The organism is Microbacterium elymi, from assembly GCF_021582895.2.
GTDB classification, from domain to species: domain Bacteria; phylum Actinomycetota; class Actinomycetes; order Actinomycetales; family Microbacteriaceae; genus Microbacterium; species Microbacterium humicola.
This window is the reverse complement of the sequence record NZ_CP091139.2, coordinates 1,162,829-1,188,732: the sequence shown is the minus strand read 5'-3', so window position 1 is coordinate 1,188,732 and position 25,904 is coordinate 1,162,829. Positions and strand designations below refer to the sequence as shown.

Genomic DNA, 25,904 nt, shown 5'->3' with positions numbered 1-25,904 from the left:
GACGGATGCGCGAGCCCGTTGACGTGACCGGGGGAGCGGTTGCATGCTGGGGACATGACGGCGGCACTCCTCTCGGTCGGAACGGCCGCTCCCCCCACCCGACTGACCCAGCAGCGGATCCGCGACCTGTTCGCCGGGCAGGCCGGCATCGACCGTCGCGCGGTGCGGCTGATCGGCGCGGCGTTCGACCATGCCGCGATCGACCACCGGCACAGCGTCGTCGCCGAACTCGCCGGCGGGGAGGGGCTGTTCCTCGACGCCGACGACCGGCTGCGGTCGCCGTCGACCGAGGCGCGCAACGAGGTCTACCGGCGTGAGGCGCCCGGGCTGTTCGCCGCGGCGGCGCTGGACGCCCTGCGGCGCGCACGGATGTCGGCGGCCCAGGTCACCCATGTGATCACGGTCTCGTGCACCGGTTTCTTCGCGCCCGGACCGGACTTCCGGCTGGTGCGGGACCTCGGCATCCCGGCCGGCGCCGAGCGCTACCACCTCGGGTTCATGGGATGCGCGGCCGCGTTCCCGGGCCTGCGGGCCGCGGCGCGGATCTGTGCCGCCCAGCCCGAGGCGGTCGTGCTCGTGGTGTGCGCCGAGCTGTGCTCGCTGCACCTGCGCTCATCGAGCGACCCCGACCAGATCGTCGCGTCCGCCGTCTTCGCCGACGGTGCGGCGGCCGCCGTGGTGGCCGGCGCACCGGCGCGGCGCGACGCCGCGGTGCTCGAGCTGGGGGCGTTCTCGACCAGCATCACCGACGACGGCGAGTCCGCGATGGACTGGACCGTCGGGGATGCCGGATTCGAGATGATCCTGACCGCCGAGGTGCCGCGCATCGTCGGACGCGAGATCCGCGGCGTGGTCCGCGCCGCGCTCGGCGGCGCCGCCGAGCCCGAGGACAGCCGTGACGATGCCTGCCCGGATCGCCGCGGTGGACGCCTGGGCCGTGCACCCGGGCGGGCGCAGCATCCTCGACCGGGTGCAGGCGGGACTGGGGCTTCCGGATGCCGCGATGGCGACCTCGCGCGCGGTGCTGCGCGAGTTCGGCAACATGTCCAGCGCCACGGTGCTGTTCATCCTGCAGCGCATCCTCGCCGACCGTGCGCTCGGCGACGACGCACGGGTGGTCGGGCTGGCGTTCGGACCGGGCCTGACCGTCGAGACCGCCCAGTTCGTCCGCCGGGAGGCGACGGCGTGAGCCTCGCGGTGCGCGCCGACCGGCTCGCCGAGCTGATGGACGATCCGGCCTGCGATCCGCAGCGCCTGCGTCGCACGCTCGAGCGGTTCGCCCTGGTGAACCGGCTGGTGGCCGGATGGGCGGGCGTGTACCGCACGCACCTGCGGCCCGCGCTGGCCGACGCCGCCGGACCGGTGCGCATCCTCGACATCGGGTGCGGGGGCGGCGACATCCTCCGCCGCCTCGTGCGCACCGCCCGTGCCGACGGCTTCGCCGTGACGGGGGTGGGCATCGACCCCGACCCCCGGGCGATCGCGGTGGCGTGCGCCGCGCGACCCGAACGCGGCGTCGCCTACCGCGCCGCGACGAGTGCGCAAGCTGGTCGCCGCCGGCGATGCCTTCGACATCGTCATCTCGAACCACGTGCTGCATCACCTCGACGACCGCGACCGCTCCGCGCTGTTCGCCGACACCTCCAGGCTCGCCACCCGGCTGGCGGTCCACGCCGACATCGCCCGCAGCCGCACCGCCTACGCGGCCTACGCGATCGGCATCCTGCCCCTGGCGCCCGGCACCTTCCTGCGCACGGACGGGCTCGCGACATCCGCCGCAGCTTCACCGCCGGCGAGCTGGCGGCCGCGCTGCCGCCCGGCTGGGCGGTCGCCGGCGCCCGGCCGTTCCGCCTGCTCGCCGTGCACCGGCCGGTGACGCGGTGAGCGGCGGTCCCGACCACGACGTGATCGTCATCGGCGCCGGGCCGACCGGACTGTTCGCCGCCGCGGAGCTGGCCCGACTCGGCCTGGATGTCGTGCTGCTCGAGGCGCGCCCCGACCCGGCGCCGGGCAGTCGCGCGATCGGGGTGCACGCTCCGGTGCTCGCGGCGCTGGAGCCGTCGGGTGCCACCGACCGCATCCTCGCCGATGCGGCGCGCGTGCCGCGCGGCGTCGCGCGGGCGGGTGGGCGGGTGCTCGGCGAGGTGCGCTTCGACCGGCTCGACACCCGATTCCCGTTCGTGGCGACGCTGCCCAGGCGCGGACCGAGGCGGCCGTGGCCGCAGGAGGGCCGCCGCCGCGGCGCGCGTCACGGGCGGTCGCCGTGCACGACCGCGGCACGGTCGTCGACGTGCTCGTGGCGGCGCCGGCCTCGCGCGGGACCGGTCGCGTCGGCGACCCGTCCGTGCCTCAGGCCGCCGAGCGGCTCATCGCGCGCACGGTGATCGTCGCGGCCGGTGCCGGCGGCCGGCATCTCGTGCCCGCGGCCGGCGTCCGATCCCACGCCTACCGCGACCGGTACCTCATGGCCGATGTGCCGGGGCCGTCGGTGGAGTCGGCCGAGGTCGCGGCGGTCACCCTGGATGCCGCGGGCGTGCTCGAGTCCTTCCCACTGCCCGGTGGCGGCCGCCGGCTCGTCGCCTGGGATGCGGCATCCGATCGCGGTTCTGCACCGCTCGATGACACGGATGCCGCGGCGGTCGACCGGTTGCGTCGCGCCGTCGCCGACCGTACCGGCGATGACGCCCTGGCGGCGCGGATCGAGCGGGTGACCGGATTCGGCATCCGTCGCGCGGTCGCCCACCGCCTGCGCCTCGGACGCGTGTTCGTCGTCGGCGACGCCGCGCACGAGGTGAGCCCGATCGGCGGGCAGGGGATGAACCTGGGGCTGCTGGATGTCGCGACCCTGGCGCCGCTGATCGCCCGTTGGCTGCCGCAGGTGGAGTCCTCGGACGAGCTCGCGCGGTGGGAACGGCAGCGCCTCGCCTCGGCCCGCACGGCCGTGCGGCTGGCCGCGGCGAACACCGCTCTGGGGCGACCGCGATCGGCGCTCGCGCATCGGGTCGTGACCGGTGCCCTCGCCGGTGCACTGTCCGGCCCGTTCGGGCCGATGCTGGCCCGCGCCTACGCCATGGGCCTGGACCGCGACGGGCGGATCGGCTCGGGACGGACGGCGCACGGGCTCACCGGGTGACGACCAGCTGTGCGGCCAGGATCAGCGCCGCCAGCATGACCAGGCGGAACACCAGCCGCCCCGGACGCGCCCGCAGCGACGCCGCCAGCCCCCATACCGCGACGGCCGTCACCGCCACGCCCGCGGCCGCCGTGATCGGCGCCACGCCGGTCGCCCCTGCCGCGAGCGGCCCGACGACGGCCGCCGCGGTGCCGGCGAGGAGCGCGACGAACGCGACCACCGCCGACCCCCGCGCCCCCAGCCGGTGCGGAAGCCCGCGCACCCCCGTGCGAGCGTCGTCCTCCAGGTCGGGCAGCGCGTTCGAGAAGTGGATCGCGACCCCGAGCGCCGCACCGGTCGCCCACGCCCACCCCGCCGCGACGTGGGGGATGGGCAGGGCCAGCGGGGCGAGGGAGGGGAACACGCCGAATCCGACCAGGAAGCACGCGGCCGACCAGATCGTCGACTTCAGCCGGGCGTTGTACGCCCAGCCGGAGCCGAGGAACACGGCGTGCGCCAGGGCGAGCCACCACCCGAGCGCGGCCGAGACGGCGAGGGCGACGAGCGAGGCGATCACCGCCGCGGTCCACGCCGCACTGACCGGGGCGTCAGGCCGGGCGAGCGGCTTGTCGGAGCGTCCGACGGCGCGATCGCGGGCGGCGTCGAGGACGTCGTTGGACAGTCCGATCGAGATCTGGCCGGCCAGCACCGCCGCGGTCAGGGCGACCAGCCGGACCGGGCCGAGGCCGACCGCGAGCCCGAGCGCGCACGCGATCACGGTGACGACGACGGTCGGCCCGGGGTGCGTCGAACGCCAGAGGATCGCGACGATGCGCATGACGGCGATGATAGGCCGTCGCCGCTCCGCAGCGGTGATCCGAGCCCGTGCGGAGGGCGGGCGCACACCCATCGACGCCGTGCGTGGCGAGGGCTACCCTGAGCCTCAGGCGGACATCCTGCCCGCCGTACCGGAGGAAGGCGGATATCGGATGGACGCGATGATGATGGGCGCCATGAGCAAGGACATGATGTCGATGCCCGGCATGCCCGCCATGGACATGGCCATGATGCAGGAGTGTATGGACGCCTGCTCGGCGTGCGAGCAGGCGTGCACCGTGTGCTCGATGCAAGCTGATGGACTGCGCCCCGGCATGTATGAACTGCGCAGACATGTGCAACACCATGATGCGCGGGATGATGCGGATGCAGGGCATGACGCCGGCGGCGATGATGGCGATGCTCGACGCGTGCGTGGCGATGTGTCAGATGTGCATGGACGCGTGCATGGAGCACGCCGACCACAGTGAGGTCTGCCGCATGTGCGCGCAGTCGTGCAAGGCGTGCATGGATGCCTGCGGCAAGATGCGCGACGCGATGATGGCGGCCGCCTGAGCTGCGGCCGTCAGCGAAGTCGCATCGTCACGCGACGCGCGTCGTCACGCGGCGAGCGCGACGTTGAACTGCGTGCGGCCGACGGCCAGCACGCCATAGCGCACGTGGAGTGCGACGGGGGTGCCGGGCGCCGCCTCGAGTGCGGCGCCGCCCGCGTTCCACACGGTGTGCCGGGTGCCGTCCAGCGCGTGCGCGGTGAGCACGCCGGCCGCGGCATCCACGTCCGTCACGACGGCGTCGACCCACTCGGCCGGCGTCGCCGACGCGAGGCGCGCCTGGATCAGATGCAGCGCGTGCCCCGGGGCGAACGAGGAGCACACATCGCCGTGCTGGCACATGCACGCCACACGCTCACGCACCGAGAGGGGCGTTGTGCGGGTCGGCGGCGTGTTCACGGGGATCTCCTTCTGATCGGGATCCCTCGAGAGTAGGCGGAGCCGGCGGCATCCCGAAGCGGGCCGCAACGGGGCGAAACAAAACCCGGACCCGGTGAGGGGGAGGGTGGCGCGCTCAATGCCGCCGCGGCTCACGGATCCAGGTGTCGAGGGTCGTCTCGCCGACGATCGCATCGTCGCCGGGCAGCAGAACCGATGACGCGATGTTGAATCCGTGCGGGCGAGCATTCTCATCCGCGACGACGAAGCGTTCGTCTCGATCGGCCAGCAGCAGACTCGTTCCTGCGCCGCCTTCGCGGCGAAGTGGCCGTCGCCTTCGGGAAGATCGGCGCCGACGATCGACAGCATGACGTGGTGGCGTACACCGGCGGCCAACCCCGCCTCGATCGTCCGGGCGGTCATCGTCGTGAAGAAGTCACGAGCCCCGTCTCCATCCGGGTGGGGCGCATTCGTCACGTCGATGACGGCGTCCGCGAGTGCGAGGGCATGGTCGAGCCCCACACCCGTCACGCCATCGACACCGGTGCGGCGGGATGCCACGACCACGGCCTCGGCCCGCCTCTCCAGTCGGTCCACCACGAGTCTGCCGATATGTCCGGTACCGCCCAAGACCACGATGCGCATGAGTCCGTCTCCCGTCCGGGGTCGTGTCTCGACCCGTTCGCCAGAAGTGACCGGATGCCGGCGGGTGATGTGACGGATCAGGCGGTCTTCAAAGCCCGCGAGGAGATGGACCGGAGTACGTCGAGGGCGACTTCCGCGCGTTCGGGAGTGAACCCGAACGTCTCGGTGATGGTGCGGTAGATCTGCGGCGCGTGCTCGCTGAGTGCCTGCCCGGCGGGAGTGGTGGAGACCACGACGGACCGCTCGTCCTTCGGATTGCGGGTGCGGGTGACCAGCCCCTGCTGCTCCATCCGCTTGACCAATGGCGTGATGGTGCCGTAATCGGACTGCAGGCGCCCGACCAGATCGCCGACCGGCACGTCGCCCTGGTCCCAGAGCACCGCCAACACGAGGTACTGAGGGTACGACAGGCCGAGAGGCTCGAGCAGCGGCCGGTACACCGCCGTCACCGCGCGGAACGCCGCGTGCAGGTTGAAGCAGACCATGTCATCCAGGGCGATGTTCGGGGATTCGGGATCGGTCACATCACGACGATAACACCGATCCATCGTATGCGATCACATTGTGTACGAGTGAATTTGTCGACCCCTCATCCCGCGTGCACGGATCGGCCTGCAGCGGGGTCTCGGCGTCGCCGGGTGCCGAGACCGGCATCGCGTCGAAGCAGCATCTCGAGACGCTCGAGGTCGCCCGTGCGACACGCGAAGATCAGTTCGCGCAGCAGGTGGCGGTGCGCGACGCTGCCGGGCTCGGACCGTGCGGGTGCGCACAGAAGGTCGCGCCGAGCCCGGCTGACGAGCTGACGGGCTCCGCTGCCGATGTCTCCAGCAATGCCGCGATCCGCGCGTAGGGGTAGTCGAAACCCACCCGCAGCACGAACGCCGCCCGCTCGGCGGGCGTGAGATGCGCGGCGAGTCTCGCCGCGGCCGCATCCAGCGCTGCGGTGCGCTCCGCATGGGTGGCGGGGTCGTCTTCGCGCGCGGCGCAGTCCTGCCATTCGGCAGTGGCCACCTCGTGTCGGGCATGCGCGCTGGTCAGCTCGTTGATCGCCACATGGCGCGCAGTGGTCGCCAGGAACGCGGCAGGGTTCCGCACGCCGCTGCGATCGTGGCGCTGCCATCGGCAGCCAGGTCTCCTGCACGGCGTCTTCCGCGTCGCCGGCCCGGCCGGTCAGCCGATAGGCCGCCGCGAAGATGCCTCCTCGTGCGGCGATGAAGTCGGACAATCCGTCGTCCGGCCGCGATTCCGGTGTCTCGATGGCCATGATGAGCTCCCGTCGTGCGACGCCGGCGGGAGCCTGGATGACTGGGGTCGGCGTCCGTTCACTTCTTCTCTGATCGGCAGAATACATCGTGCACGAGGAAATAGGAAGCATATAAATAGTGTCATGAAATCGGGCGTCGCTGTCACAAGAGGTCGGGTTGCCAGGTCTGCCCTGTATCCCCTACAGGAAAGGAGCAGAAATGCTCGATCACATCCTTCAGCCGGAAGCGCGCGCCTTCGCCGAGGCTGCTGCCGCACCGCCGGCCCTGGCCGATCGCGGCGTCGACGGTGCCCGTGCACTCCTCGACGGTGTGCAGGCAGCCCGATCGAGATGCCCGCGGTCGTCGATGAGTGGATCACCGTGCCCGCGAGCGTCGGTGACGTGCGCGTGCGCATCGTGCGTCCGGCCGGCGCCGTCGGCACGCTGCCGACTGTGCTCTACATCCACGGAGGTGGCTGGGTGCTCGGCAACGCCGGCACGCACGACCGGCTCGTCAGAGAGCTGGCAAGCGGCGCTGAGGCGGCCGTGGTCTTCGTCGAATACGATCGCTCGCCTGAAGCGCAGCACCCCGTCGCCATCGAACAGGCCTACGCGACGGCACAGTGGATCACCGATTCCGGCGCCGAGAAGGGGCTGGATGCCTCGCGGATGGCGATCGCCGGCGACTCGGTCGGCGGCAACATGGCCGCCGTCGTCGCGCTCCTGGCCAAGACCCGCGGCAACGTGGTGTTCGTGCACCAGTCGCTGTACTACCCCGTGACCGATGCGGCCATGGACACCCCCAGCTACACCGAGTTCGCCGAGGGGTATCACCTGACCGCCGCGGCGATGGCGTGGTTCTGGGACTGCTACCTGCCCGATTTCGATGCGCGCAAGGGCATCACGGCCTCGCCGCTGCGTGCACCCGTCGACGACCTGAGGGGCCTGCCCGAGACGTTCCTCATCGTCGACGAGAACGACGTGCTGCGTGACGAGGGCGAGGCCTACGCGCGCAAGCTCATCCAGGCCGGCGTGCGCACCACGTTCGTGCGCTACGACGGCACGATCCACGACTTCATGATGCTGAACCCGCTGCGGCCCTCCGCGGCGACCACGGCCGCGGTCGAGCAGGCCGTGCACATCCTGCGCAAGGCTCTCGGCCGCGCGTGACATCCACCACACGGTGACATCCACCCCCAATAGAGAGAAGAAGAAAATGTCCGAAAGCAAGCCCACCGTCGTCCTGGTTCACGGCGCCTTCGCCGAGTCGGCCTCGTGGAGCGGCGTGATCGCGCGACTGCGCGAGCACGATGTGAAGACCGTCGCGGCGGCCAACCCGCTGCGCAGTCTGTCCGGTGACGCCGCGTACGTGCACGATGTGATCGCGGCGATCGGCGGCCCCGTCATCCTCGTCGGCCACTCGTACGGCGGCATGGTGATCACCGAAGCCGCCGCGGACAACGACGCGGTCGTCGGCCTCGTCTATGTCGCCGCGTTCGTGCCCGACACCGGCCAGAGCGCGTTCGAGCTGTCCACCAGCGCGCCCGGCAGCACGCTCGGCGCGGCGCTGAACGCCTCCCCGGTGGCCACCGGCGGCAACGAGTTCGCCATCCGCCAGGAGGTGTTCGCGCACCAGTTCGCCGCGGACGTGGCCGCGGACGAGGCGGCCGTGATGGCCGTCACCCAGCGCCCGGTGACCGAGGCGGCGCTGTCCGAACCGCTGCCGACCGCGCACCCGGCGTGGAAGAGCATTCCGTCGTGGCACGTGTTCGGCGACGCCGATCTGAACATCCCCGTCGCCGTCCACCGCGCCGGTGCCGCCCGCGCGGCCTCGCGCGGCATCACCGAGATCGCCGGCGCATCGCACGCGATCTCGGTGTCGCAGCCGGATGCCGTCGCGGCGACCATCGCCGAGGCCGGGAAGGCGTACATCGCCTCGCTCACGCCGGCGTGACCGGCCGCGGGTCGCAGATCCCGTCGCCGTCCGGAGACTCCCGTCCCGGGCGGCGACGGTCATGTGTCGTGTGCACTCACCAGTTGATCCCCGGGGCGGATCAACTGGTGAGTCTCCAGAAGGCAGACACCGGGGTCGCTCAAGGAGCACAAGAACCAGCGCAAGGATGCCGCCCGGAGCCGCGCGAGCCCACAGCACGAGGGCGCCGCGCAGACCATGCGCGGCGCCCTCGTCCCGACGGCTACTTGCGCGGGGGGTTCGCGGGCAGCCACTCCTCGAGCGTCGTCGCGAAGATGCGGGCGCCGTCCACGGGGACGAGCGTGCGCTCATCGATCGCGGCGCCGTAGTACGGGGCCGTGTCGTCGCGCACGACCCGACGCGGGTCCTTCCGGAAGGCCAGCCCGCGGCGGATCCACTCGTCGAGCCCGAACTGCTCGGGCCCGGCGATCTCGATGTCGCCGTTCACGGGCGCCCCGGCCGCGGTCTGGGCGACAGCGGTCGCGACATCCGCCGCGGCGATCGGCTGGCACAGCGCGCCCGGAAGGCGGATCTCGCCGCCGACCACGGAGATGTCGGCGATGCTGCCGAGGAACTCGAAGAACTGGGTCGCGTGCACCAGTGAGTACGGCATGCCCGACTCGCGGATGATCAGCTCCTGGGCCATCTTCGCGGCGAAGTACGGGATCTGCTGCGGACGGTTCGTGCCGACGATGGTCAGCGCGACGTGGTGTCCGACGCCGGCGGCCTTCTCGGCCTCGAGCAGGTTCGTGGTCGAGGTCGTGAAGAAGTCGAGCACCGCCCGCTGCTCGAACGACGGCGAATTCGAGACGTCGACGACGACGTCGGCGCCGGCGAGCGCTGCCGCCACGCCTTCGCCGGTGATGGTGTCGACCCCGGTGCTCGGCGCGGGCAGCCACCGCGTCGTGTCCGTGGGCCGTGAGCTTGTCGACGACCTTCGATCCGATCAGTCCGGTGCCGCCGACGACGACGATGCGTGCCATGTCATTTCCTCTCGCTTCGCGCGCGGATGCGCGCTCTGCAGTGGTGACCGGATGCCGCGGCCCGCTGTGACACCGTCAGGTCCACATCGTCAGCTTGGCCGGGTTGAACATCGCCCAGAGCCGGATGACCAGGTGTCGGCGCGACTCGACGACCACCACCCCGCGCACCCCGCCGCCCGGCGTGCGCAGCAGGATCGCGGGCATCCCGGTGGCCTCGGCGAGCTCAAGGCGACCGGCGCCGTCGGTCAGATCGCAGCGTCGCGGTGACATCGGCAGCGCCGCGGACCGGCTCGGTGAGAGTGCCCACGCCATCGGCGGTCAGCGAAGTGCGGCGGTGCAGGACGGCAGTCACGGCTTGCGGCGTCCCGTGCCTGCCACGCCGCCAGCAGGCGCTGAGCTGCCGCGTCCGCGCCGGCGTGCCGGCGACGCATCACAGCCCGGTCGCGGTCACGTGGCGCAGCTTGTCGGGACTCATGATCCACAGCAGCTGGTGGATGCCGTCAACGCCCACGTGGACAGTGAGCATGGTGGTGACCACTCCGTCCTGCACGAGCGCGGCGCCGGGCAGGCCGTTGACGGTCACCCAGTCGATCCGCTTGGCTTTCCAGAAGTGGCTCGAGAACGCCGCCACGAACTTCGCCACGCGCGCGCGACCGCGCACCGGGATCCGGGCGGCGAGCTTGACGCCGTTGCCATCGGTGTAGCTGACGACGTCGTCGACGAACAGCGCCTCCAGCCGTGCGGTGTCGCCGCGCTGGGCCGCGGCCAGGAAGGCCTCGAGCAGGCGACGGTGGGCAGCGGCATCCGCCTTCGCCTGACGCTCGGACGCGAGGTGCTTGCGGGCGCGGCTGACGAGTTGGCGGGCGGCGACGGGCGTGGTCTGGACGACGTCCGCGATGCGGTCGTACGGATAGTCGAGCGCCTCGCGCAGCGCATATGCGGCCCGCTCGGTCGGGGTGAGCTTCTCGAGCAGGATCAGCACCGCGTATTCGAGCGCCTCAGCGCGCTCGGCACCCAGACCCGGATCGTCCTCCGTGTTCACCGGCTCGGGCGACCACGGGCCGATATACGTCTCGCGACGCACCCGTGCGGAGTGCAGCGCGTTGATCGCCAGTCGCGTCGTGACCGTCGTCAGGAACGCCACCGGCTCGCGGACGGCCGATCGGTCCGTGGTCTGCCACCGGATCCAGGTGTCCTGCAGGCACGTCCTCGGCATCGGCGACGGTGCCCAGCATCCGGTAGGCGATGCCGAACAGCCGACGGCGGTGTTCGGCGAACTGGGCCGCCGCGAGGTCGAGGTCGTCGCTCACCGCGTTCCCTCCTGCCACTGGGCGAATCGTGTCGTGGACAGTCTCGCATCGGCGCCCGGCAGCAGATCCTCTCGGCCGAGAGCAGCGCCGAAGTACGTTCCCAGCGGGTCGGCGACCACCTGCCGCGGGTCGGAGCGGAAGCGCAGATCGCGGCTGAGCAGCTCGCGCAGCTCGAACACCTCCGGGCCGGCGTTCTCGACGATGCCCTGCGCCGGTCCGCCGCGGACGGCGGCGGCGACCGCCGCGGCGACGTCGTCGGCAGCCATCGGCTGGATGAGCACATCGGCCGCGTGGGTGATGCCGCTGACGGTGGCCTGCTCGGCGATGCTGCGGACGAATTCGAAGAACTGCGTCGCGTGCACGATGGTGAACGGTCGGCCCGATTCGACGATGAGGCGCTGCTGCCTGCGCCTTGGCGATGAAATACCCGCCTTGGCCGGCCGCGAGCCGGTCGGTGCCGACGACCGAGAGGGCGATGTGGTGTCCGACACCGGCCGCCGCCCCGTACGTCAGCAGGTTCAAGGTCGACGCATAGAAGAAGTCCTGGGCACCGCGCTCGTCGAGGTACGACGAGTTCGACACATCGACGACGACGTCGGCGCCTGCCAGGGCGTCGGCGAGTCCCTCGCCCGTGTACGAGTTGACGCCGGTGGCACGGGCCGCCGCGACCACATCGTGCCCGTCGGCCTTCAGTCGCCACACGAGTCGGGTTCCGATGAGTCCCGTGCCGCCTACCACCGTGATCCGCATGTCCTCGCCCTCTCCGCCGCGCCGGCCGCGGCATCCACAGGGGTGACCGGGCGGCCCCACGATCTGTGACAGCGGCGGCGTGAGCGGGCCACCGGATGCCGCATCCGCGCCCCCTGCACGGCCGGATACACTGGCCCCGACCGGGAGGTGCTCGTGTGACGTGGGGACTGGCACTGGACCTGCTCGGCACGTTCTTCTTCGCCATCTCGGGGAGCCTGCTGGCCGCGCGGCGCGGCTTCGACATCGTCGCGTCCCTGCTGCTGGGATCGCTGACCGGCCTGGGCGGCGGCGTCATCCGCGACCTCGTCATCGGTGCGCCCCCGGCCGCATTCGCCCAGCCGATCCACTTCGCCCCGCCGGTGCTCGCGGCCGTACTCGTGTTCTTCCTCAGCGGCCTCGTGCAAGCGCTACTCGCGCACGCTGCTCGTCTTCGATGCCGCCGGACTCGCCGTCTTCTGCACGACCGGCACGGTCACGGCGCTGACGGCGGGGATGAACCCGATCGCGGCGATCCTGCTCGGGGTCACGACCGGCGTGGGCGGTGGACTGATGCGGGATGTCGTGGCCAACCGCGACCCGCAGCTGTTCAATCCGAACGACCTGTACGCCGTTCCCGCGTTCATCGGTGCCGTCCTGATCGCCGGCCTCTGGTACGTCGGCTGGTACGGGCCGATCGCACTGTATGCGGTGACCGCGCTCGTGTTCGCGTTCCGGGTGCTGTCGCTGCGATTCCGGTGGCGGATCCCGCACGCGCGCGGGCCGTGGTTCCACCCGCGTCCCTAGGCGTATCGTGACGCTCGGGCGCCCGTGGAGCGACGCCGGGGGAGGCATCCATGTCGGCTTTCACAGACCTCGTCGCGCAGTATGGATCGATCCGCGCCGACCAGGAGGACACGTATCGCGACCTGCACCGGCATCCCGAACTGTCGCACGACGAGACCCGCACCGCAGCCGAGGTCGCGCGGCTGCTGACCTCGTGGGGCTACCGCCTCAAGCAGGGCGTCGGCGGCACGGGCGTCGTCGGGGTGCTGGTCGGCGGTGACGGCCCGACCGTCCTGCTGCGCGCCGACATGGACGCGCTGCCGATCCGCGAGGCCACCGGGGCCGCGTACGCGAGCACGGTCGAAGCGACGGATGCCGCGGGCCAGACCGTCCCGGTGATGCACGCGTGCGGGCACGATGTGCACGTCGCGTGTCTGCTCGGCGCGGCACGGCTGCTCGCCGCGCGCCCCGAGGCGTGGCGCGGCACGGTGATCGCGCTGTTCCAGCCCGCCGAGGAGACCGGCGACGGCGCCCGCGGGATGATCGAGGACGGCCTGGCCGACCGCATCCCGAGACCGGATGTCGCCCTCGCCCAGCACGTGCTGCGGGGCCCATCGGGACGTGCGCTGACGCGGGAAGGGCCGGTGCTGTCGGCGGCCGACAGCATGCGGATCCGGGTGTTCGGACGCGGCGGGCACGGGTCGATGCCGCAGAACACGATCGATCCGGTGGTCCTGGCATCCATGATCGTCGTGCGGCTGCAGACCGTCGTCGCCCGCGAGATCGCGCCGACCGAGCCGGCCGTGCTGACGGTCGGGTCGATGCATGCCGGGTCGAAGAGCAACATCATCCCGGACGAGGCGGTGCTCGAGGTGAACATGCGCAGCTACACCGACCAGACCCGGCAGCGGCTGCGCGACGCCGTCGAGCGGATCGTGCGCGCCGAGTGCGCGGCCAGCGGCGCGACCCGCGAGCCCGAGTTCGAGGTGTTCGACAGCTTTCCGCTCACGTCGAACGACCCGGCCGCCACGGCGCGCGTCGCGGGGGCGTTCGCCGCGCACTTCGGCGAGCGTGCCGAGCAGATGGCGCTGCAGACGGCGAGCGAGGACTTCAGCGACCTCCCGCGCGCGCTGGGCGTGCCGTACGTGTACTGGTCGGTCGGCGGCACGGACCCGCAGCAGTGGGATGCCGCGGTGCAGGCGGGGACGGTCGACTCCGACATCCCGGCGAACCACTCACCGCTGTTCCTGCCCGTGATGCAGCCGACGCTGCAGACCGGCACCGAGGCGCTGCTGGTCGCGGCCGGTGCGTGGATCGGCGTCTGAGGGCGGCGTCGTGCGGGGCGGCGGCCGGGGCCGCGACGGCGTGCGCGGTGGTGGCCGCCGGGGCGGCGACGTGCGGATCGGCACGTCGGGGTGGAGCTATGACCACTGGCGGGGCGTGCTGTATCCGCCGGGAACGCCGGCCGCGCGGCGGCTGGAGGTGTACGCGGACGAGTTCGACACTGTGGAGCTGAACGCCAGCTTCTATCACTGGCCCCGTGCGGAGATGTTCGCGACGTGGCGCGATCGGGTGCCGGAAGGGTTCCTGTTCACGGTCAAGGCGCCGCGCGGACTGACGCATGCGCGGAGGCTGCGCGATCCGGAGGAGTGGATGCCGCGGCTCGCGGACGGCATGGCGGCGCTCGGCGACCGCGCCGGGTTCCTCCTGTTCCAGCTTCCTGCCGCCACCGAGCGCGACGACGAGCGGCTGGCGGCGCTGCTGGCGGCGATGCCGCCGCAGATCCGCGTGGCGGTGGAGCTGCGGCATCCGTCCTGGGACGACGACGCGGTGTACGCGCTGCTGGAGAGCCGCGGCGCGGCGTACTGCGTGATGAGCGGGGCCGGGCTGCCGTGCGTGCCGCGGGCGACGGCCGAGACGGTGTATCTGCGCTTCCACGGGCCGCACCCGGAGCAAGCTGTACACGGACTCGTACTCGGATGCGGAACTCGAGCGCTGGGCAGACCGGATCGGCCGGTGGCGGGGATCGGGACACGATGTGGTCGCCTCCTTCAACAACGACCTCGGGGGCGCCGCCGTGCGCGATGCCCGTCGCGTGCGCGCGCTGGTCGGGTGAGGCGGCCCGGCGGTCGCGGCCCGTGCGCCGCGCCGGGTCGCGGTGCGGCACACCGGGCGTGCACCGAGCCGGTCGCCCTGTGTGAGCGGGAAGTTCATCACGCGCATCGAGCGGTGACTTGCCGCGAGTGGCTGGAATTCGTGCGAGGATTCCGACCCCTTCTGACGAGTCACGGTGCTGCGCGGGTGCCGGGTGCCGGGATGCCGCGCCCGGGTGCCAGGGGCCGGGTGCTTGGTGCCGGGTGCCGGGATGCCGGGTGCCGGGATGCCGCGCCGGACGCGCCACCCCGCGGCTCAGGCGAGGCCGCCGGTGGCCCAGATCACCAGCAGCGAGGTCACGGCGACGAGTATCCAGAGGATCGCGCCCAGGAGCAGCGGGCGCCAGCCGGCGCGGCGGAGGGCCGCGACATCCGTCGAGAGTCCGATGGCGGCGAGCGCCACCGCGATGAGGAAGATGCTCGCCTGCACGAGGAAGTCCTGGGCGCCCGAGGGGATGACCCCGAGCGAATTCACCACGGCCACGACGAGGAACCCGATGAGGAACCACGGGACGAGCGTTCCGACCTTCCGCAGCGACATGCCCGACGAGGCGCTGCGGTGTGCCTCGACGGCGGCGAGCGTGACCGTGATCGGGATGATCATCAGCGTGCGGACGAGCTTGACGACCACCGCGTAGCCGAGCGCGGCGGCGCTGAACACGCTGGCTGTCGCGACCACCGAGCTGGTGTCGTTGACGGCGGTGCCGGCGAACAGTCCGAACGTGTGCGGATCCATCGACAGCAGGTGTCCGACGGCGGGGAAGATGACCACCGCGAGCACGTTGAAGAGGAAGATCGTCGAGACGGCGTAGGCGATCTCGCTGCTGGCCGCCCCGATCACCGGCGCGACGGCGGCGATGGCAGAGGCGCCGCAGATGCCGGTGCCGACGCCGATGAGGGTGCGCAGGCGCGGCTCGATGCGCAGGGCCCGGCCGATGATCCACATGCCGGCCAGGCACACCGCCAGCGACGACAGCATGACCGGCAGCGACTCGAGTCCTACCCGGGCGATGCTCCCCAAGGACAGCTGCGCGCCCAGCAGCACCACGGCGCACTGCAGCAGGAACTTCGAGCTGTACGCGATGCCCGGCCGCAGCCGTTCGGCGGGACGACGGATGAGCGTGATGACGACGCCGATCACGATCGCCGGCACGGCGGCACCCAGGATCGGCACGAAGTGCCCGGCGACGGTGGCCACTGCGGCGATCACCACGCAGACGGCGACGCCGGGCCAGACGGCCGCGGCGCGGGTTCCGAGTCGATGCGGAAGGGTGACGACGGGCGAGAGCTGCACGTGCTCCATCGTTGCGCAAGCCGGGTGGCGCGGCGGTAGGCGGGGATAGTCTGTGGCGATACAAGCGGAGGTTGTGATGCGTGGACGGGTGCCGGAGCTCGCGGCGTTGGAACTGGTGGATGCTGTGGCCCGCACCGGCAGCATGTCGGCGGCGGCCCGCGAACTGCGCGTGACCCAGCAGGCGGTCTCGACCCGGGTGCGTGCGGTCGAGCAGAGAATGGGCGTCGAGCTGTTCGTGCGGTCGCCGCAGGGTGCGCGGCTGACCTCCGACGGAGAATCGGTGGTCGCCTGGACGCGCGACGTCCTGGCCGCGGCCGAGAAGCTCGGCGCGGCGCTGGACCTGCTGCACGCCTCGCCCGAGCGGACCCTCACCGTCGGCGGAAGCCAGACGATCGCCGCCTGGCTGCTGCCGCGGTGGATGCTGCAGCTGCGCGAGCGCCAGCTGGCGGCAGGGAAGGATGCCACCGCCGTGCGCCTGCGCTCGGGCAACAGTGTCGAGATCGCGCGGCTGCTGCGCGACGGGATGCTGGACCTCGGGTTCATCGAGAGCCCGCTGGTGCCCTCCGACCTGGGCTCGACGACGGTCGCCGTGGATCGGCTGGTCGTGGTGGTGCCGCCCGGGCATGCCTGGACCGGAGCAATCGACCTGCCGACGCTGGCGCGGATGCCGCTGGTCGCGCGCGAGCGCGGCAGTGGCACGCGGACCGGCTACGAGCTGGCGGTGCGGGAACGGATGGGAGCGGAGCCGGCCGATCCCGCGCTGGAACTGGCCACCACGGTCGCGGTGCTCTCGGCCGTCGCGGCCGGAGTCGCGCCCGCCGTGCTCAGCGAGCTGGCCGTCGCGGACGAGGTCGCCCTCGGCCGCGTGCGCCGGGTGGAGATCGCCGGGGATCCGGTCACCCGTCCCCTCACCGCCCTGTGGCGGGGTGCTGCCGTCCGTGGGGCATCCCGGATGCTGGTCGAGATCGCCGCCGCGCCCCCGGCTCCGCCCTCCGGCCCCTGACCGCCCTGTGGCGGGCGGCGACGGCGGGGGGTCACTCCGGGCGCGGGCCTCGGCGTCGGATCGTGCTGTCGTTTTCCGCTGGCGCTGGCGCTGGCGCTGGCGCTGGCGCTGGCGTTTGGGTGGTGGCCCATGCTCGCGCTGTCGTTTTCGGTGTTCGCGCCCGAAAGGATCATGCGCGGATGCGGAAAACGCTAGCGCGACGCGGGGAGTGGGCGCGCGACCCGCTGGCGCGCACGTTTCCGGCTGGCGCGCACGTTTCCGGCTGGCGCTGTCGTTTGGGTGGTGGCCCATGCTCGCGCTGTCGTTTTCGGTGTTCGCGCCCGAAAGGATCATGCGCGGATGCGGAAAACGGTAGCGCGACGCGGGGGAGTGGGCGGGCGGCTGGCTGGCGCGCACGTTTCCGGCTGGCGCTGTCGTTTGGGTGGTGGCACACGTTCGCGCTGTCGTTTTCGGTGTTCGCGCCCGAAAGGATCATGCGCGGATGCGGAAAACGCTAGCGCGACGCGGGGGAGTGTGCGCGCGACCCGGTTGCGCGGTCGTTTCCGGCTTGCGCTGTCGTTTGGGTGGTGGCCCATGCTCGCGCTGTCGTTTTCGGTGTTCGCGCCCGAAAGGATCATGCGCGGATGCGGAAAACGCTAGCGCGTACGACCTGGGGAGCTCGCCGGCGCGAGGCCGCGGCCGAGGACGCGGGCGCGGACGGCGTCACGACGGCCCGGCATCGGCCGCAGGCCCGCGGCCCGCAGGCCCGCAGGCACGGCATTCGCCCGCAGGCCCGCAGGCCGGCAGACAGATGGGCGGCCTGGCGGGCGGCCGTGGCACAATGGGCACACCCGGGGATCCGACGACACAGAGCGAGACGAGGACGAGCGTGGACCTGCTGTCACAGAGCGTCATCGCGCTGTCGACTTGGGCCTGGCTCGAACTGCACTCCACCTCGCTGACGATGCTGATTGCCACCCTGTTGGCTCTCGCCGTCCTGTCGATCGTGGCAGCCGCGGTGCTGGCCACCGTGGTCCGCCGACTGGCTGCGGCATCCATCCCCGCGACCGAGCGCGAGCCGTTCTTCCGCCTCGCCGTGCCACGGGCGACGACGCGCCGCCCCGACGGAGGTCGCGGTCCCCGCGCCCCGGGCGTCGTGCTCGGCCGCCTCGCCCTGCGCTGACGACACCGCGTCGACATGCCTGCGCTGACGACACTGCGCTGACAACACTGCGCTGACGACACTGCGCTGACGCGCGTGCTGACGCCAGTCCGGTGCCGATCACCGCGCTGACACGGTCGCGCTGACGCGCATACATGCTCGGGTCAGCCTTGCTCCGCTCGATGCATGCCGCATGCGGCATGCACGACGACGGATTGGATGCCGCAGGCCTGCGGCAGCGAGGCGGCACACGCATCCGTGTTCGTTCTCTCACGAAAGCATCGCCATGTCTTCTCTCCGTTCTCTCGCCACCCGGTCCACCCCGTGCACTCGCCGCGGCCGTCTGCGGCGTCGCCTCCGCCTGCTCCGGCTACGAGCCCGTCGTCGAATGCGAGCTGTGGGCCGCGCCGCTGTGGAGGCTGAACACCTGGATGATCCTCGGCGCGGCCGCCGTCGTCGGCTTCGAGGGTCTGGAGGCGCTGCTGGGCACGTTCCTGCTCGCACCCGAACTGCTCCCGTTCGCCCTGCTGGCGCTGGCCGCGTACTGGGTCCTCCACGAGCGCATCGGCCGCGGCATCCGTCGTCTGCGCGCCGTCTCCCGGGCCCGCCGCCTGCGGCGACGTCGCCGCGCGCGCTGACGCCTCGTCACGGCGCCGCGGCCGGGCGCCCGATCGATCCACGACGCGGATGCCGGAGACCGGCGCAGTCGAAACGGGCCCCGGGCTCCCGCACCCCGAGTGTGGCTCAGCTGCGGTCGGCGTGCTTCGCCGGAGGATCGGGACGGGGGTCGCGTTCCGCCGGCTCGCCGTCGGTGGTCGGCATCTCGGCGTCGTCGAACTGCCCGTCGGGCAGGCTCCCGGCCGAGGGTGGCGGATCCCCACCCTCAGCCCCCGCCGCGTCGGGTCTCTGCCCCTTCTGCGGCTCATCCGGACCTTCAGCGCAACCTCCCGGCCCAGCGCAACCCTCCGGCCCAGCGCAACCCTCCGGCTCAGCGCAACCCTCCGGCTCAGCGCAACCCTCGCGGCCCAGCGCAACCCTCCCCGGCTCAGCGCTGCGGCTCGACCACGCTCTTGATCGTGCCGGGCGCCGTCGTCGACTCCAGGGCGGCGCGCACGTCGGCCAGGCCGTAGGTCCCGGTCACCATGGCGTCCAGATCGACCCGGCCGTCGGCGGCCAGGGCCACCGCCGTCGGCCACGTGTTCGCATAGCGGAACACGCCGGTCACGACCAGCTCGTTGTTCTGGATCCGGGTCACCGGCAGGGGCTCGGCCAGGCCCATCCCGACCAGCACCGCTCGTCCCGCCGGTCGCAGTGCGTCGATCCCGGCCCGGACCGCGGCACCGGCGCCGGAGGCATCCACGAACGCATCGACCGCGGCACCGGCCACGGCGTCCGCTTCGGCCACCGGGTCGAGCGCGGATGTCGCGCCGAACCGGAGCGCCGCCTCGCGCCGGGCCGGGCTGATGTCGGTCATGATCACCTCGGCGGCGCCCGCCGCCCGGGCGACCTGCGCCACGGCGAGGCCCACCGGGCCCGCACCGGTCACGAGCACGCGCGAACCCACGGCGAACCCGGCCTTGCGCCCGGCGGCGATCGCCACCGACAGCGGCTCGAGCAGCGCCGCGGCGTGGTCGCTGACGCTGTCCGGCACACGGTGGGCGAAGTGGCCCTGGATCGTGACGTACTCCTGGAACGCTCCGTCGGTCCCGGGCACCGCATAGAAGCGCATCTGCGGGTCGAGGTTGTAGTCGCCGCGCAGCGTCTCGGCCGACGACGGCGACGGATGCTGCGGCTCGACCGAGACGCGCTCGCCGATCCGCGTCGGGTCCACGCCCGACCCGACCGCGACGATCACGCCGCCGGACTCGTGTCCGAGCACGAGCGGCTCGTCCACGACCCAGTCGCCGAGGCGGCCCTCGTGGTAGAAGTGCACGTCGGATCCGCACACCCCGACCGCGGTCACTCGGACCAGGACCTCATCGGCCGCCGGGACCGGCACCGGCCGCTCCCCGAGGCGGATCTCACCGGCCTGCGCGAGCACCGCAGCGCGCATGTTCTGGGGGACGGGCATCGTCGGCTCCTCTGTTCGGTCACGAGTCGGACACGGTGTGTTGACATCCGTGCGCCACTGTTCCTATGGTGTATCTAACGTGATCATGTGACAAGATCACGTTGAAAATAACACGAGGTGAACGACCACCGCCCGTAACGGTGGCCGCGCCGCGAACGGGAGCAAAGATGCGCGCAGTTGTATTCGCCGCCGAGGGTGAGCTCACTCTCGAAGAACGGCCGGTCCCCGAACCGGGGTACAAGCAGATCCTGATCGAAACGGCGGCGGTGGGCATCTGCGGCACCGACACGCACGTCTTCGACGGCGAGTTCGAGGGGACCGTCTTCCCCCTGGTTCCCGGGCACGAGGCCACCGGCACCATCGTGGCGCTCGGTGAGGGCGTCAACGACGGCGTCTACGACTTCCAGGTCGGCGACCAGGTCGCGATCAACCCCAGCACCACCTGCGGGGAGTGTGAGTTCTGCCTGAACGGCCACCAGAACCTCTGCCCGAAGTGGAATGGCCTGGGCGTGGTCGCCTCCGACGGTGCCTCGCAGCAGTTCTTCACCGCGCCGTCCACCAACGTGTACAAGCTCAAGCCCGAGACCGACCTGTACCAGGCCGCCCTCATCGAGCCGCTGGCCTGCGCCATCCGCGGCTGGGACGTCCTGCCCCGTCGCCTCGGCGACCACGTCCTGGTCTACGGCGCCGGCACGATGGGCCTGCTCATGGCGCAGCTCGCGGGCCGGGCCGGCGCCTCGACGGTGAGCATCGTCGACCTGAACGAGGACCGACTGCAGGTCGCCGCCGAGTGCGGCATCCAGAACCGCTACACCAGCGCCGATCAGGCCGACCGCGAGAAGTGGGACGTGGTCATCGACTGCACCGGCAACATCCGCGCGATCGAAGACGCCCTGACCCGCGTCAAGCCCGCCGGCTTCTTCCAGGACTTCGGCGTGGCGCCGGCCGACCGGACGGCGCAGTTCTCGCCGTTCCGCGTGTACCGCGACGAGATCTCGATCGTCGGCACGATGGCCGTGCTCAACTCGTTCGGCCGCGCCGTCGAGCTGTTCGAGGCGGGCGCGATCAACGCCCAGGCCATGATCAGCCACTCGTTCACGCTGGACGACTACGCCGAGGCGCTGGACATGTTCCGCGCGGGCACCGGGCGCAAGCTCCAGATCCGCCCGAACGACAGCGAGTCCCGGGTGCTGATCCCATGAGCGCCGCCACCACCTCCGTCGCGGTCAAGCGCAAGGGCCTCAGCCCCCTGGTCAAGCGCCTGATCTGGATCGGCGTACTCGTGCTCCTCGTGATCGCGATGGCTCTGAGCACCAAGGTCGTGCCCAAGGACTCGGAGCTCGCCCAGGGCACGCAGCAGTTCAACGCGGCCGAGTACGGGGCCACGCAGTTCCCGAAGATCCAGGACTACATCGCCAAGAACGCGGTGGACGCGTCCACCCTGGCGACGGCGGTGAAGGCGGATGCCGCCGCTGCCGCGAAGCAGTACGGCAAATCGGCGGACGGGGCGACCTACATCATCCCGGTGACGTTCACCGGCGTGGTCGGCACGATCCCGGCATCCGGCTACACGCCGATCACCGTCACCGGCCTGCCCGACGACATCAAGGTCGGCCTGCAGCTGGGCCCGGCCGTCAACGGCACCGACCTGCGCGACGTGACCGGCACGGTGACGCTGAACGACTTCGAGAACCAGATCCAGTACCAGGATGCCGGGGCCGCCATCAATGAGGAGCTGAAGAAGAACCTCGCCAAGATGGACGCCTCCGGGCTCGAGGGCCAGACCGTGAAGGTCGAGGGGGCGTTCACCCTGATCAACCCGCAGCAGTGGAACGTGACGCCGTCGCAGATCACGGTGGAGAAGTGATCGCATGAACGCGCCACAGCAGCTCGGAGAGCCGGTCCTGTCGGCCCGGCACATCGTCAAGAACTACGGCGGAGTGCGCGCGCTGAAGGGCGTGGACTTCGACGTGTACCCGGGCACGGTGACCACCCTGTTCGGCGAGAACGGCGCCGGCAAGTCGACGCTGATGAAGATCCTGTCCGGTGTGGAACAGCCCACCGACGGGACGATCCTGCTCGACGGCGCCGAAGTGACGTTCGCCGACACCAACGACGCGCGCGCACACGGCATCTCGATCATCCACCAGGAGCTGAGCCTGTCGCCGAACATCTCCGTGCGCGACAACCTGTTCATGGGCCGCGAGCTGCGCCGCGGGCTGGGCGTGGACTACCGCCGGCAGGAGCAGCGCAGCCGCGAGGCGATGTCCGACCTCGGACTGGACATCGACCCGCACGTGCTCGTGTCCGAGCTGCGGCTCGGCGAGCAGCAGCTGATCGAGATCGCCCGGGCGCTGCTGGCCGACTCGCGCATCCTCATCATGGACGAGCCCACCTCGGCGCTGTCGGCCAACGAGGTCGAGATCCTGTTCCGGGTGATCGAGGACCTGACCAGCAAGGGCGTGGCGATCGTCTACATCTCGCACCATCTGGAGGAGGCGCTCCAGGTCACCGACCAGGCCGTCGTCCTGCGCGACGGCGCGATGACCGCGAAGGCGCCGGCGGACGAGATCGACCTGGAGTGGATCGTCCGCAACATGGTGGGCGAGCACTTCGACCTGGGCTCGCCGCCGGTCGGGTACGAGTTCGGCCCCGTCGCCCTCGACATCGACGACGTCAGCGTCGCCGATCCGAAGGAGCCGGACCGGATGCTGGTCGACCAGGTGTCGCTGCAGGTGCGCGAGGGCGAGATCGTCTGCATCTACGGACTGATGGGCGCCGGCCGCACCGAGCTGCTCGAGGCCGTCGCCGGACGTCGCCCCACGGTGGGCGGAGCGGTCCGGATGAGCAAGGGCGAGATCACCAATCTCAGCCTGCGCGACCGGCTCGCCGCAGGCCTGGGCCTCGTGCCGGAGGACCGCCAGCGCGACGGTCTGGTGCCGACCCTCAGCGTCGGTCGCAACATCTCGCTGGCCGCGGTCAGCACGTTCGTGAAGGGCGTGTTCGTCTCCCGCGCGCAGGAGAAGGCGCACAGCGCCGACGCGATCGCCGACGTGCACGTGAAGACCGACGGCGGCGGCGCCCCGATCGGCTCACTGTCCGGCGGCAACCAGCAGAAGGTGGTGATCGGCAAGATCGTCTCCACCGGGCCGAAGGTGCTGCTGCTGGACGAGCCCACCCGCGGCATCGACGTCGGCGCCAAGGCCGAGGTCTTCAAGCTCGTCGCCCAGCGCGCCCGCACCGGCCTTGCCGTCGTCTACTCCACCAGCGAGGTCGGCGAATGCCTGAGCATCGCACACCGCATCGTCGTGATGGCGCGCGGCCGCATCGTCGCCGAGTTCGATCCCACCGTCACCAAGGAACAGATCATGGCCGCCTCCGGTGAAGCGGTCGTCGGGGCCTAGCCCCCGTCCCTAAGGAAATCTCATGGCTGAAGCACTCCTGTCCGGCAAGCGCCGCCCATTCCAAGGGCTCACGCCCGCCGCGGTCCTCCTCGAAGCGCGGGCCTTCCTCGCGCTCGTGGTGATCTTCGCGGTCTTCTCGTTCCTCGCGCCCGCCGCGTTCCCGACCCTGTCGAACATCATCGTGATGTGCCAGCAGGTCTCGGTGTACGCGATCCTCGCGATCGGGATGCTGGTGGTGATCATGGACGGCGGCATCGACCTGTCCGTCGGCTCCACGCTCGGACTGTCCGGCATGGTCGCCGGTCTCGCCCTGCAGGGCTTCCCGGTCGGCGGGGTGATCCTCTACCCGCCGGTGTGGGTGGTGGTGGTCCTCGCGGTGGCCGCCGGGGCCCTGGTGGGACTGCTGAACGGCGTGCTGGTGGCGCGGCTGAACGTCGCCCCGTTCGTGGCCACCCTGGGCACCATGTACGTCGTGCGGGGCCTCGCCCAGCTGACCACCAACGGCCTGACCGTGAACAACCTCGGCGGCAAGGAGGAGCTGGGAAACACCGGCTTCGCCTGGCTCGGGTTCAACTCGATCCTCGGCATCCCGGTCGGGGTCTGGATCATGGTCCTGGTCAGCCTCGCGGCCAGCCTGCTGCTCAGCCGCACCGTGTACGGCCGCTGGCTGTACGCGCAGGGCGGCAACCGCCGGGCCGCCGAGCTGTCGGGCGTGCCGGTGCGCAAGGTCAGCGTGCGCGCCTACGTGATCGCCGGCGTCTGCGCCGCGATCGCCGGCGTCATCCTCACCAGCGAGCTGACCAGCGCCGGACCCACCCAGGGCACGTCGTACGAGCTCACCGCGATCGCCGCGGTGGTCATCGGCGGGGCGTCGCTGATGGGCGGCACCGGCAACGTGCGCGGCACGCTGCTGGGCGCCTTCGTGATCGGCTTCCTGGCTGCGGGCCTGACCATCGTGGGCATCTCCGCCTACGTGCAGACCGTGTTCACCGGCGCCGTCATCGTGCTCGCGGTGCTGCTGAACGGCATCCAGCTTGCGCTCGCGCAAGGGTCGCAAGGCCGGCCCGGCGACACCGCCGGACGCCGCCGCACCACCGGCGGGCGGACCGGACGCCGCCGAGAAAGTCGTCACCGAGAACGCCGGCTGACCGCCGGCACCTGCTCACCGAAGAGAAGAAGAGGAAACAGATATGTCCCGTAGATCATTCGCTGCGGTCGCAGCCCTCGGGCTGACCGCGGTTCTGGCCCTGGCCGGCTGCTCCGGCCAGAGCGGCTCGAACCCGTCGTCGTCCGAGAGCGCCGGCGGCGGCAAGGCTGGCGGCTTCATCCAGATCGTCGTCAACGACCCGTCCAACCCGTACTGGCTGACCGAGGGCAACGTCGCGCAGGCCGAGGCCGAGAAGCTCGGCTACACGGCATCCGTCGCGGCGTCCAAGGGCGACGTGAACACCGAGTCGACGATCATCGACACGGCGATCGCGAAGCACGCCGCCGGCATCATCCTCGACCCGGCCAACGCCGACGGCTCGATCGGAAACATCAAGCGCGCCATGGCCAAGAAGATCCCGGTGTTCCTGGTCAACGCCGAGATCAACGAGCAGGGCGTCGCCCTGGGCCAGCTGGTCTCCAACAACGCGCAGGGTGCGGCCCTGGGCGCGCAGCAGTGGATCAAGGCCGCCGGCACCAAGGGCAGCTACGCCGAACTGTTCGGCCTGCCCTCGGACAACAACGCGGCGACCCGGTCGAACGGCTACAAGACCGTGATCTCGCAGTACCCGGACTGGAAGAAGGTCGCACAGCAGACCGCCAACTGGGACCGCGCGCTGGGCAGCAGAAGATGCAGTCGATCCTGCAGGCGCACCCCGACATCAACGCCGTGATCTCGGGCAACGACGAGATGGCGCTCGGTGCGATCGCCGCGATCAAGCAGGCCGGCAAGAAGCTGTCCGTGGACGGCACCAAGGGCGGCATCGTCGTCGGCGGGTTCGACGGATCGCCGGACGCGGTCGACGCGATCAAGTCCGGCGAGCTGGCCTACACGGTGCTCGAGCCGGTGGCCGTGTTCGCGCAGAAGGCGGTCCAGCAGCTGGATGAGTACATCCGCACCGGCAAGAAGCCGGCGCAGGAGAAGCAGTCCTTCGACTGCATCCTCATCACGAAGGACAACGTCGACAAGATGACCGGTCCGTTCACCTACAGCGGCTGACCGGTCCGCAGACGGCCGTGCGCTCCCGTGCGGCCGGCGCCGGGGGCGGATGCCACGCATCCGCCCCCGGTACCTCCCGCCGGATCCGA

25 protein-coding genes and 5 pseudogenes are annotated in these 25,904 nt (G+C 71.4%); 18 read left to right on the top strand and 12 right to left on the bottom strand.

The genetic code is table 11. The features are described from left to right. Positions 1-54 precede the first annotated feature (54 nt). The 3 genes from L2X98_RS22145 to L2X98_RS06310 are packed head-to-tail and all read left to right on the top strand — an operon-like array spanning position 55 to position 3,133. On the top strand, positions 55-1,884 hold the full coding sequence (locus L2X98_RS22145) for a hypothetical protein (RefSeq protein WP_435526253.1): 1,830 nt from the start codon (positions 55-57) through the stop codon (positions 1,882-1,884). After that, the gene (locus L2X98_RS06315; protein WP_259612692.1) at positions 1,881-2,384 is read left to right on the top strand and encodes an FAD-dependent oxidoreductase; all 504 of its coding nucleotides are present in this window, start codon (positions 1,881-1,883) and stop codon (positions 2,382-2,384) included. The genes L2X98_RS22145 and L2X98_RS06315 overlap by 4 nt, the downstream gene beginning before the upstream one ends. Then, positions 2,345-3,133 carry an FAD-dependent monooxygenase gene (locus L2X98_RS06310; protein ID WP_290427317.1) on the top strand — a complete coding sequence of 263 codons (789 nt, stop codon included), beginning with the start codon at positions 2,345-2,347 and terminating at the stop codon, positions 3,131-3,133. Before L2X98_RS06315 ends, L2X98_RS06310 begins: the two co-directional genes overlap by 40 nt. Here the strand turns inward: L2X98_RS06310 and L2X98_RS06305 are convergent. Then, on the bottom strand, positions 3,123-3,950 hold the full coding sequence (locus tag L2X98_RS06305) for a UbiA family prenyltransferase (RefSeq protein WP_259612691.1): 828 nt from the start codon (positions 3,948-3,950) through the stop codon (positions 3,123-3,125). The genes L2X98_RS06310 and L2X98_RS06305 overlap by 11 nt on opposite strands. 296 nt (positions 3,951-4,246) lie before the next feature. Here L2X98_RS06305 and L2X98_RS22640 point away from each other — a divergent pair, with 296 nt between their 5' ends. After that, positions 4,247-4,504 carry a four-helix bundle copper-binding protein gene (locus tag L2X98_RS22640; RefSeq protein ID WP_494337239.1) on the top strand — a complete coding sequence of 86 codons (258 nt, stop codon included), beginning with the start codon at positions 4,247-4,249 and terminating at the stop codon, positions 4,502-4,504. Between the two features lie 44 nt (positions 4,505-4,548). On the opposite strand, the gene L2X98_RS06295 is transcribed toward L2X98_RS22640, so the two are convergent. The 3 genes from L2X98_RS06295 to L2X98_RS06285 form a co-directional block, all read right to left on the bottom strand. Next, a complete protein-coding gene (locus L2X98_RS06295; protein WP_259612689.1) occupies positions 4,549-5,478 on the bottom strand; it encodes an SDR family oxidoreductase in 930 nt (309 codons plus the stop codon). 122 nt (positions 5,479-5,600) lie between these two features. Then, positions 5,601-6,047 carry a MarR family winged helix-turn-helix transcriptional regulator gene (locus tag L2X98_RS06290; RefSeq protein ID WP_259612688.1) on the bottom strand — a complete coding sequence of 149 codons (447 nt, stop codon included), beginning with the start codon at positions 6,045-6,047 and terminating at the stop codon, positions 5,601-5,603. A gap of 184 nt (positions 6,048-6,231) precedes the next feature. Then, positions 6,232-6,576, bottom strand: a complete 345-nt coding sequence (locus tag L2X98_RS06285) for a sigma factor-like helix-turn-helix DNA-binding protein (protein ID WP_259612687.1) — start codon at positions 6,574-6,576, stop codon at positions 6,232-6,234. Between the two features lie 541 nt (positions 6,577-7,117). Between L2X98_RS06285 and L2X98_RS06280 the strand changes: the two genes are divergently transcribed. Further along, entirely contained in the window at positions 7,118-7,936 is an 819-nt protein-coding gene (locus L2X98_RS06280; protein ID WP_259612686.1) for an alpha/beta hydrolase, read from the top strand. Positions 7,937-7,982: 46 nt separating this feature from the next. Continuing rightward, positions 7,983-8,720 (top strand): alpha/beta fold hydrolase, encoded by a 738-nt coding sequence (locus tag L2X98_RS06275; protein WP_259612685.1) that lies wholly within the window; start codon positions 7,983-7,985, stop codon positions 8,718-8,720. 241 nt (positions 8,721-8,961) lie between these two features. Here L2X98_RS06275 and L2X98_RS06270 read toward each other — a convergent pair whose 3' ends face one another. The 6 genes and pseudogenes from L2X98_RS06270 to L2X98_RS20265 all read right to left on the bottom strand — a co-directional run. Continuing rightward, on the bottom strand, positions 8,962-9,588 hold the full coding sequence (locus L2X98_RS06270; RefSeq protein WP_354002938.1) for an SDR family oxidoreductase: 627 nt from the start codon (positions 9,586-9,588) through the stop codon (positions 8,962-8,964). Positions 9,589-9,646: 58 nt separating this feature from the next. Beyond that, positions 9,647-9,721: pseudogene (locus tag L2X98_RS20270) on the bottom strand (hypothetical protein); the annotation flags it as partial. A 75-nt stretch (positions 9,722-9,796) separates the two neighbouring features. Further along, positions 9,797-10,033 (bottom strand): hypothetical protein, encoded by a 237-nt coding sequence (locus L2X98_RS06265; RefSeq protein WP_259612684.1) that lies wholly within the window; start codon positions 10,031-10,033, stop codon positions 9,797-9,799. Between the two features lie 118 nt (positions 10,034-10,151). Beyond that, positions 10,152-10,865, bottom strand: coding sequence for a sigma factor-like helix-turn-helix DNA-binding protein (locus L2X98_RS06260; RefSeq protein WP_259612683.1), 714 nt, complete (start codon positions 10,863-10,865; stop codon positions 10,152-10,154). 162 nt (positions 10,866-11,027) lie between these two features. Further along, complete coding sequence (locus tag L2X98_RS06255) at positions 11,028-11,393, bottom strand: hypothetical protein (RefSeq protein ID WP_259612682.1); 366 nt, start codon at positions 11,391-11,393, stop codon at positions 11,028-11,030. Between the two features lie 295 nt (positions 11,394-11,688). After that, positions 11,689-11,781: pseudogene (locus L2X98_RS20265) on the bottom strand (NAD-dependent epimerase/dehydratase family protein); the annotation flags it as partial. Positions 11,782-11,876: 95 nt separating this feature from the next. Between L2X98_RS20265 and L2X98_RS20260 the strand changes: the two are divergent. The 4 genes and pseudogenes from L2X98_RS20260 to L2X98_RS06235 form a co-directional block, all read left to right on the top strand. Further along, positions 11,877-12,110: pseudogene (locus L2X98_RS20260) on the top strand (TRIC cation channel family protein); the annotation flags it as partial. Continuing rightward, positions 12,094-12,564, top strand: coding sequence for a trimeric intracellular cation channel family protein (locus L2X98_RS06245; RefSeq protein ID WP_354002937.1), 471 nt, complete (start codon positions 12,094-12,096; stop codon positions 12,562-12,564). The pseudogene L2X98_RS20260 and the gene L2X98_RS06245, both read left to right, overlap by 17 nt. Positions 12,565-12,614: 50 nt before the next feature. Then, the gene (locus L2X98_RS06240; protein ID WP_259612680.1) at positions 12,615-13,868 is read left to right on the top strand and encodes an amidohydrolase; all 1,254 of its coding nucleotides are present in this window, start codon (positions 12,615-12,617) and stop codon (positions 13,866-13,868) included. A 70-nt stretch (positions 13,869-13,938) separates the two neighbouring features. Next, positions 13,939-14,659 (top strand): annotated as a pseudogene (locus tag L2X98_RS06235) (DUF72 domain-containing protein). Between the two features lie 293 nt (positions 14,660-14,952). Here the strand turns inward: L2X98_RS06235 and L2X98_RS06230 are convergent. After that, positions 14,953-15,990 carry a YeiH family protein gene (locus L2X98_RS06230; protein ID WP_259612679.1) on the bottom strand — a complete coding sequence of 346 codons (1,038 nt, stop codon included), beginning with the start codon at positions 15,988-15,990 and terminating at the stop codon, positions 14,953-14,955. 88 nt (positions 15,991-16,078) lie between these two features. Between L2X98_RS06230 and L2X98_RS06225 the strand changes: the two genes are divergently transcribed. The 3 genes from L2X98_RS06225 to L2X98_RS06215 all read left to right on the top strand — a co-directional run bounded on the left by L2X98_RS06225 (position 16,079) and on the right by L2X98_RS06215 (position 18,772). Continuing rightward, positions 16,079-16,993 carry a LysR family transcriptional regulator gene (locus L2X98_RS06225; RefSeq protein ID WP_259612678.1) on the top strand — a complete coding sequence of 305 codons (915 nt, stop codon included), beginning with the start codon at positions 16,079-16,081 and terminating at the stop codon, positions 16,991-16,993. Between the two features lie 868 nt (positions 16,994-17,861). Further along, a complete protein-coding gene (locus tag L2X98_RS06220; protein WP_259612677.1) occupies positions 17,862-18,155 on the top strand; it encodes a hypothetical protein in 294 nt (97 codons plus the stop codon). Between the two features lie 410 nt (positions 18,156-18,565). Next, a complete protein-coding gene (locus tag L2X98_RS06215) occupies positions 18,566-18,772 on the top strand; it encodes a hypothetical protein (RefSeq protein WP_259612676.1) in 207 nt (68 codons plus the stop codon). Between the two features lie 407 nt (positions 18,773-19,179). Here the strand turns inward: L2X98_RS06215 and L2X98_RS06210 are convergent, their stop codons facing one another. Further along, entirely contained in the window at positions 19,180-20,205 is a 1,026-nt protein-coding gene (locus L2X98_RS06210) for an NAD(P)-dependent alcohol dehydrogenase (protein ID WP_259612675.1), read from the bottom strand. 167 nt (positions 20,206-20,372) lie between these two features. Between L2X98_RS06210 and L2X98_RS06205 the strand changes: the two genes are divergently transcribed. From L2X98_RS06205 to L2X98_RS06185, 5 genes and pseudogenes are all read left to right on the top strand, one after another. Then, the gene (locus L2X98_RS06205) at positions 20,373-21,407 is read left to right on the top strand and encodes a zinc-dependent alcohol dehydrogenase family protein (RefSeq protein ID WP_259612674.1); all 1,035 of its coding nucleotides are present in this window, start codon (positions 20,373-20,375) and stop codon (positions 21,405-21,407) included. Then, positions 21,404-22,072 (top strand): DUF2291 family protein, encoded by a 669-nt coding sequence (locus L2X98_RS06200; RefSeq protein WP_259612673.1) that lies wholly within the window; start codon positions 21,404-21,406, stop codon positions 22,070-22,072. Before L2X98_RS06205 ends, L2X98_RS06200 begins: the two co-directional genes overlap by 4 nt. A 4-nt stretch (positions 22,073-22,076) precedes the next feature. Continuing rightward, entirely contained in the window at positions 22,077-23,609 is a 1,533-nt protein-coding gene (locus L2X98_RS06195; protein WP_259612672.1) for a sugar ABC transporter ATP-binding protein, read from the top strand. Positions 23,610-23,631: 22 nt separating this feature from the next. Next, positions 23,632-24,810, top strand: a complete 1,179-nt coding sequence (locus L2X98_RS06190) for an ABC transporter permease (RefSeq protein WP_259612671.1) — start codon at positions 23,632-23,634, stop codon at positions 24,808-24,810. Next, positions 24,800-25,815: pseudogene (locus tag L2X98_RS06185) on the top strand (D-ribose ABC transporter substrate-binding protein). Before L2X98_RS06190 ends, L2X98_RS06185 begins: the two are co-directional and overlap by 11 nt. Positions 25,816-25,904 lie beyond the last annotated feature (89 nt).

What these genes read in the sequence shown, in the direction of transcription:
- L2X98_RS22145 (WP_435526253.1), top strand. Translation starts at nt 55, where the DNA reads ATGACGGCGGCACTCCTCTCGGTCGGAACGGCCGCTCCCCCCACCCGA.
- L2X98_RS06305 (WP_259612691.1), bottom strand. Translation starts at nt 3,950, where the DNA reads ATGCGCATCGTCGCGATCCTCTGGCGTTCGACGCACCCCGGGCCGACC.
- L2X98_RS22640 (WP_494337239.1), top strand. Translation starts at nt 4,247, where the DNA reads ATGGACTGCGCCCCGGCATGTATGAACTGCGCAGACATGTGCAACACC.
- L2X98_RS06280 (WP_259612686.1), top strand. Translation starts at nt 7,118, where the DNA reads ATGCCCGCGGTCGTCGATGAGTGGATCACCGTGCCCGCGAGCGTCGGT.
- L2X98_RS06275 (WP_259612685.1), top strand. Translation starts at nt 7,983, where the DNA reads ATGTCCGAAAGCAAGCCCACCGTCGTCCTGGTTCACGGCGCCTTCGCC.
- L2X98_RS06265 (WP_259612684.1), bottom strand. Translation starts at nt 10,033, where the DNA reads ATGGCGTGGGCACTCTCACCGAGCCGGTCCGCGGCGCTGCCGATGTCA.
- L2X98_RS06240 (WP_259612680.1), top strand. Translation starts at nt 12,615, where the DNA reads ATGTCGGCTTTCACAGACCTCGTCGCGCAGTATGGATCGATCCGCGCC.
- L2X98_RS06215 (WP_259612676.1), top strand. Translation starts at nt 18,566, where the DNA reads ATGATCCTCGGCGCGGCCGCCGTCGTCGGCTTCGAGGGTCTGGAGGCG.
- L2X98_RS06210 (WP_259612675.1), bottom strand. Translation starts at nt 20,205, where the DNA reads ATGCCCGTCCCCCAGAACATGCGCGCTGCGGTGCTCGCGCAGGCCGGT.
- L2X98_RS06205 (WP_259612674.1), top strand. Translation starts at nt 20,373, where the DNA reads ATGCGCGCAGTTGTATTCGCCGCCGAGGGTGAGCTCACTCTCGAAGAA.
- L2X98_RS06200 (WP_259612673.1), top strand. Translation starts at nt 21,404, where the DNA reads ATGAGCGCCGCCACCACCTCCGTCGCGGTCAAGCGCAAGGGCCTCAGC.
- L2X98_RS06195 (WP_259612672.1), top strand. Translation starts at nt 22,077, where the DNA reads ATGAACGCGCCACAGCAGCTCGGAGAGCCGGTCCTGTCGGCCCGGCAC.
- L2X98_RS06190 (WP_259612671.1), top strand. Translation starts at nt 23,632, where the DNA reads ATGGCTGAAGCACTCCTGTCCGGCAAGCGCCGCCCATTCCAAGGGCTC.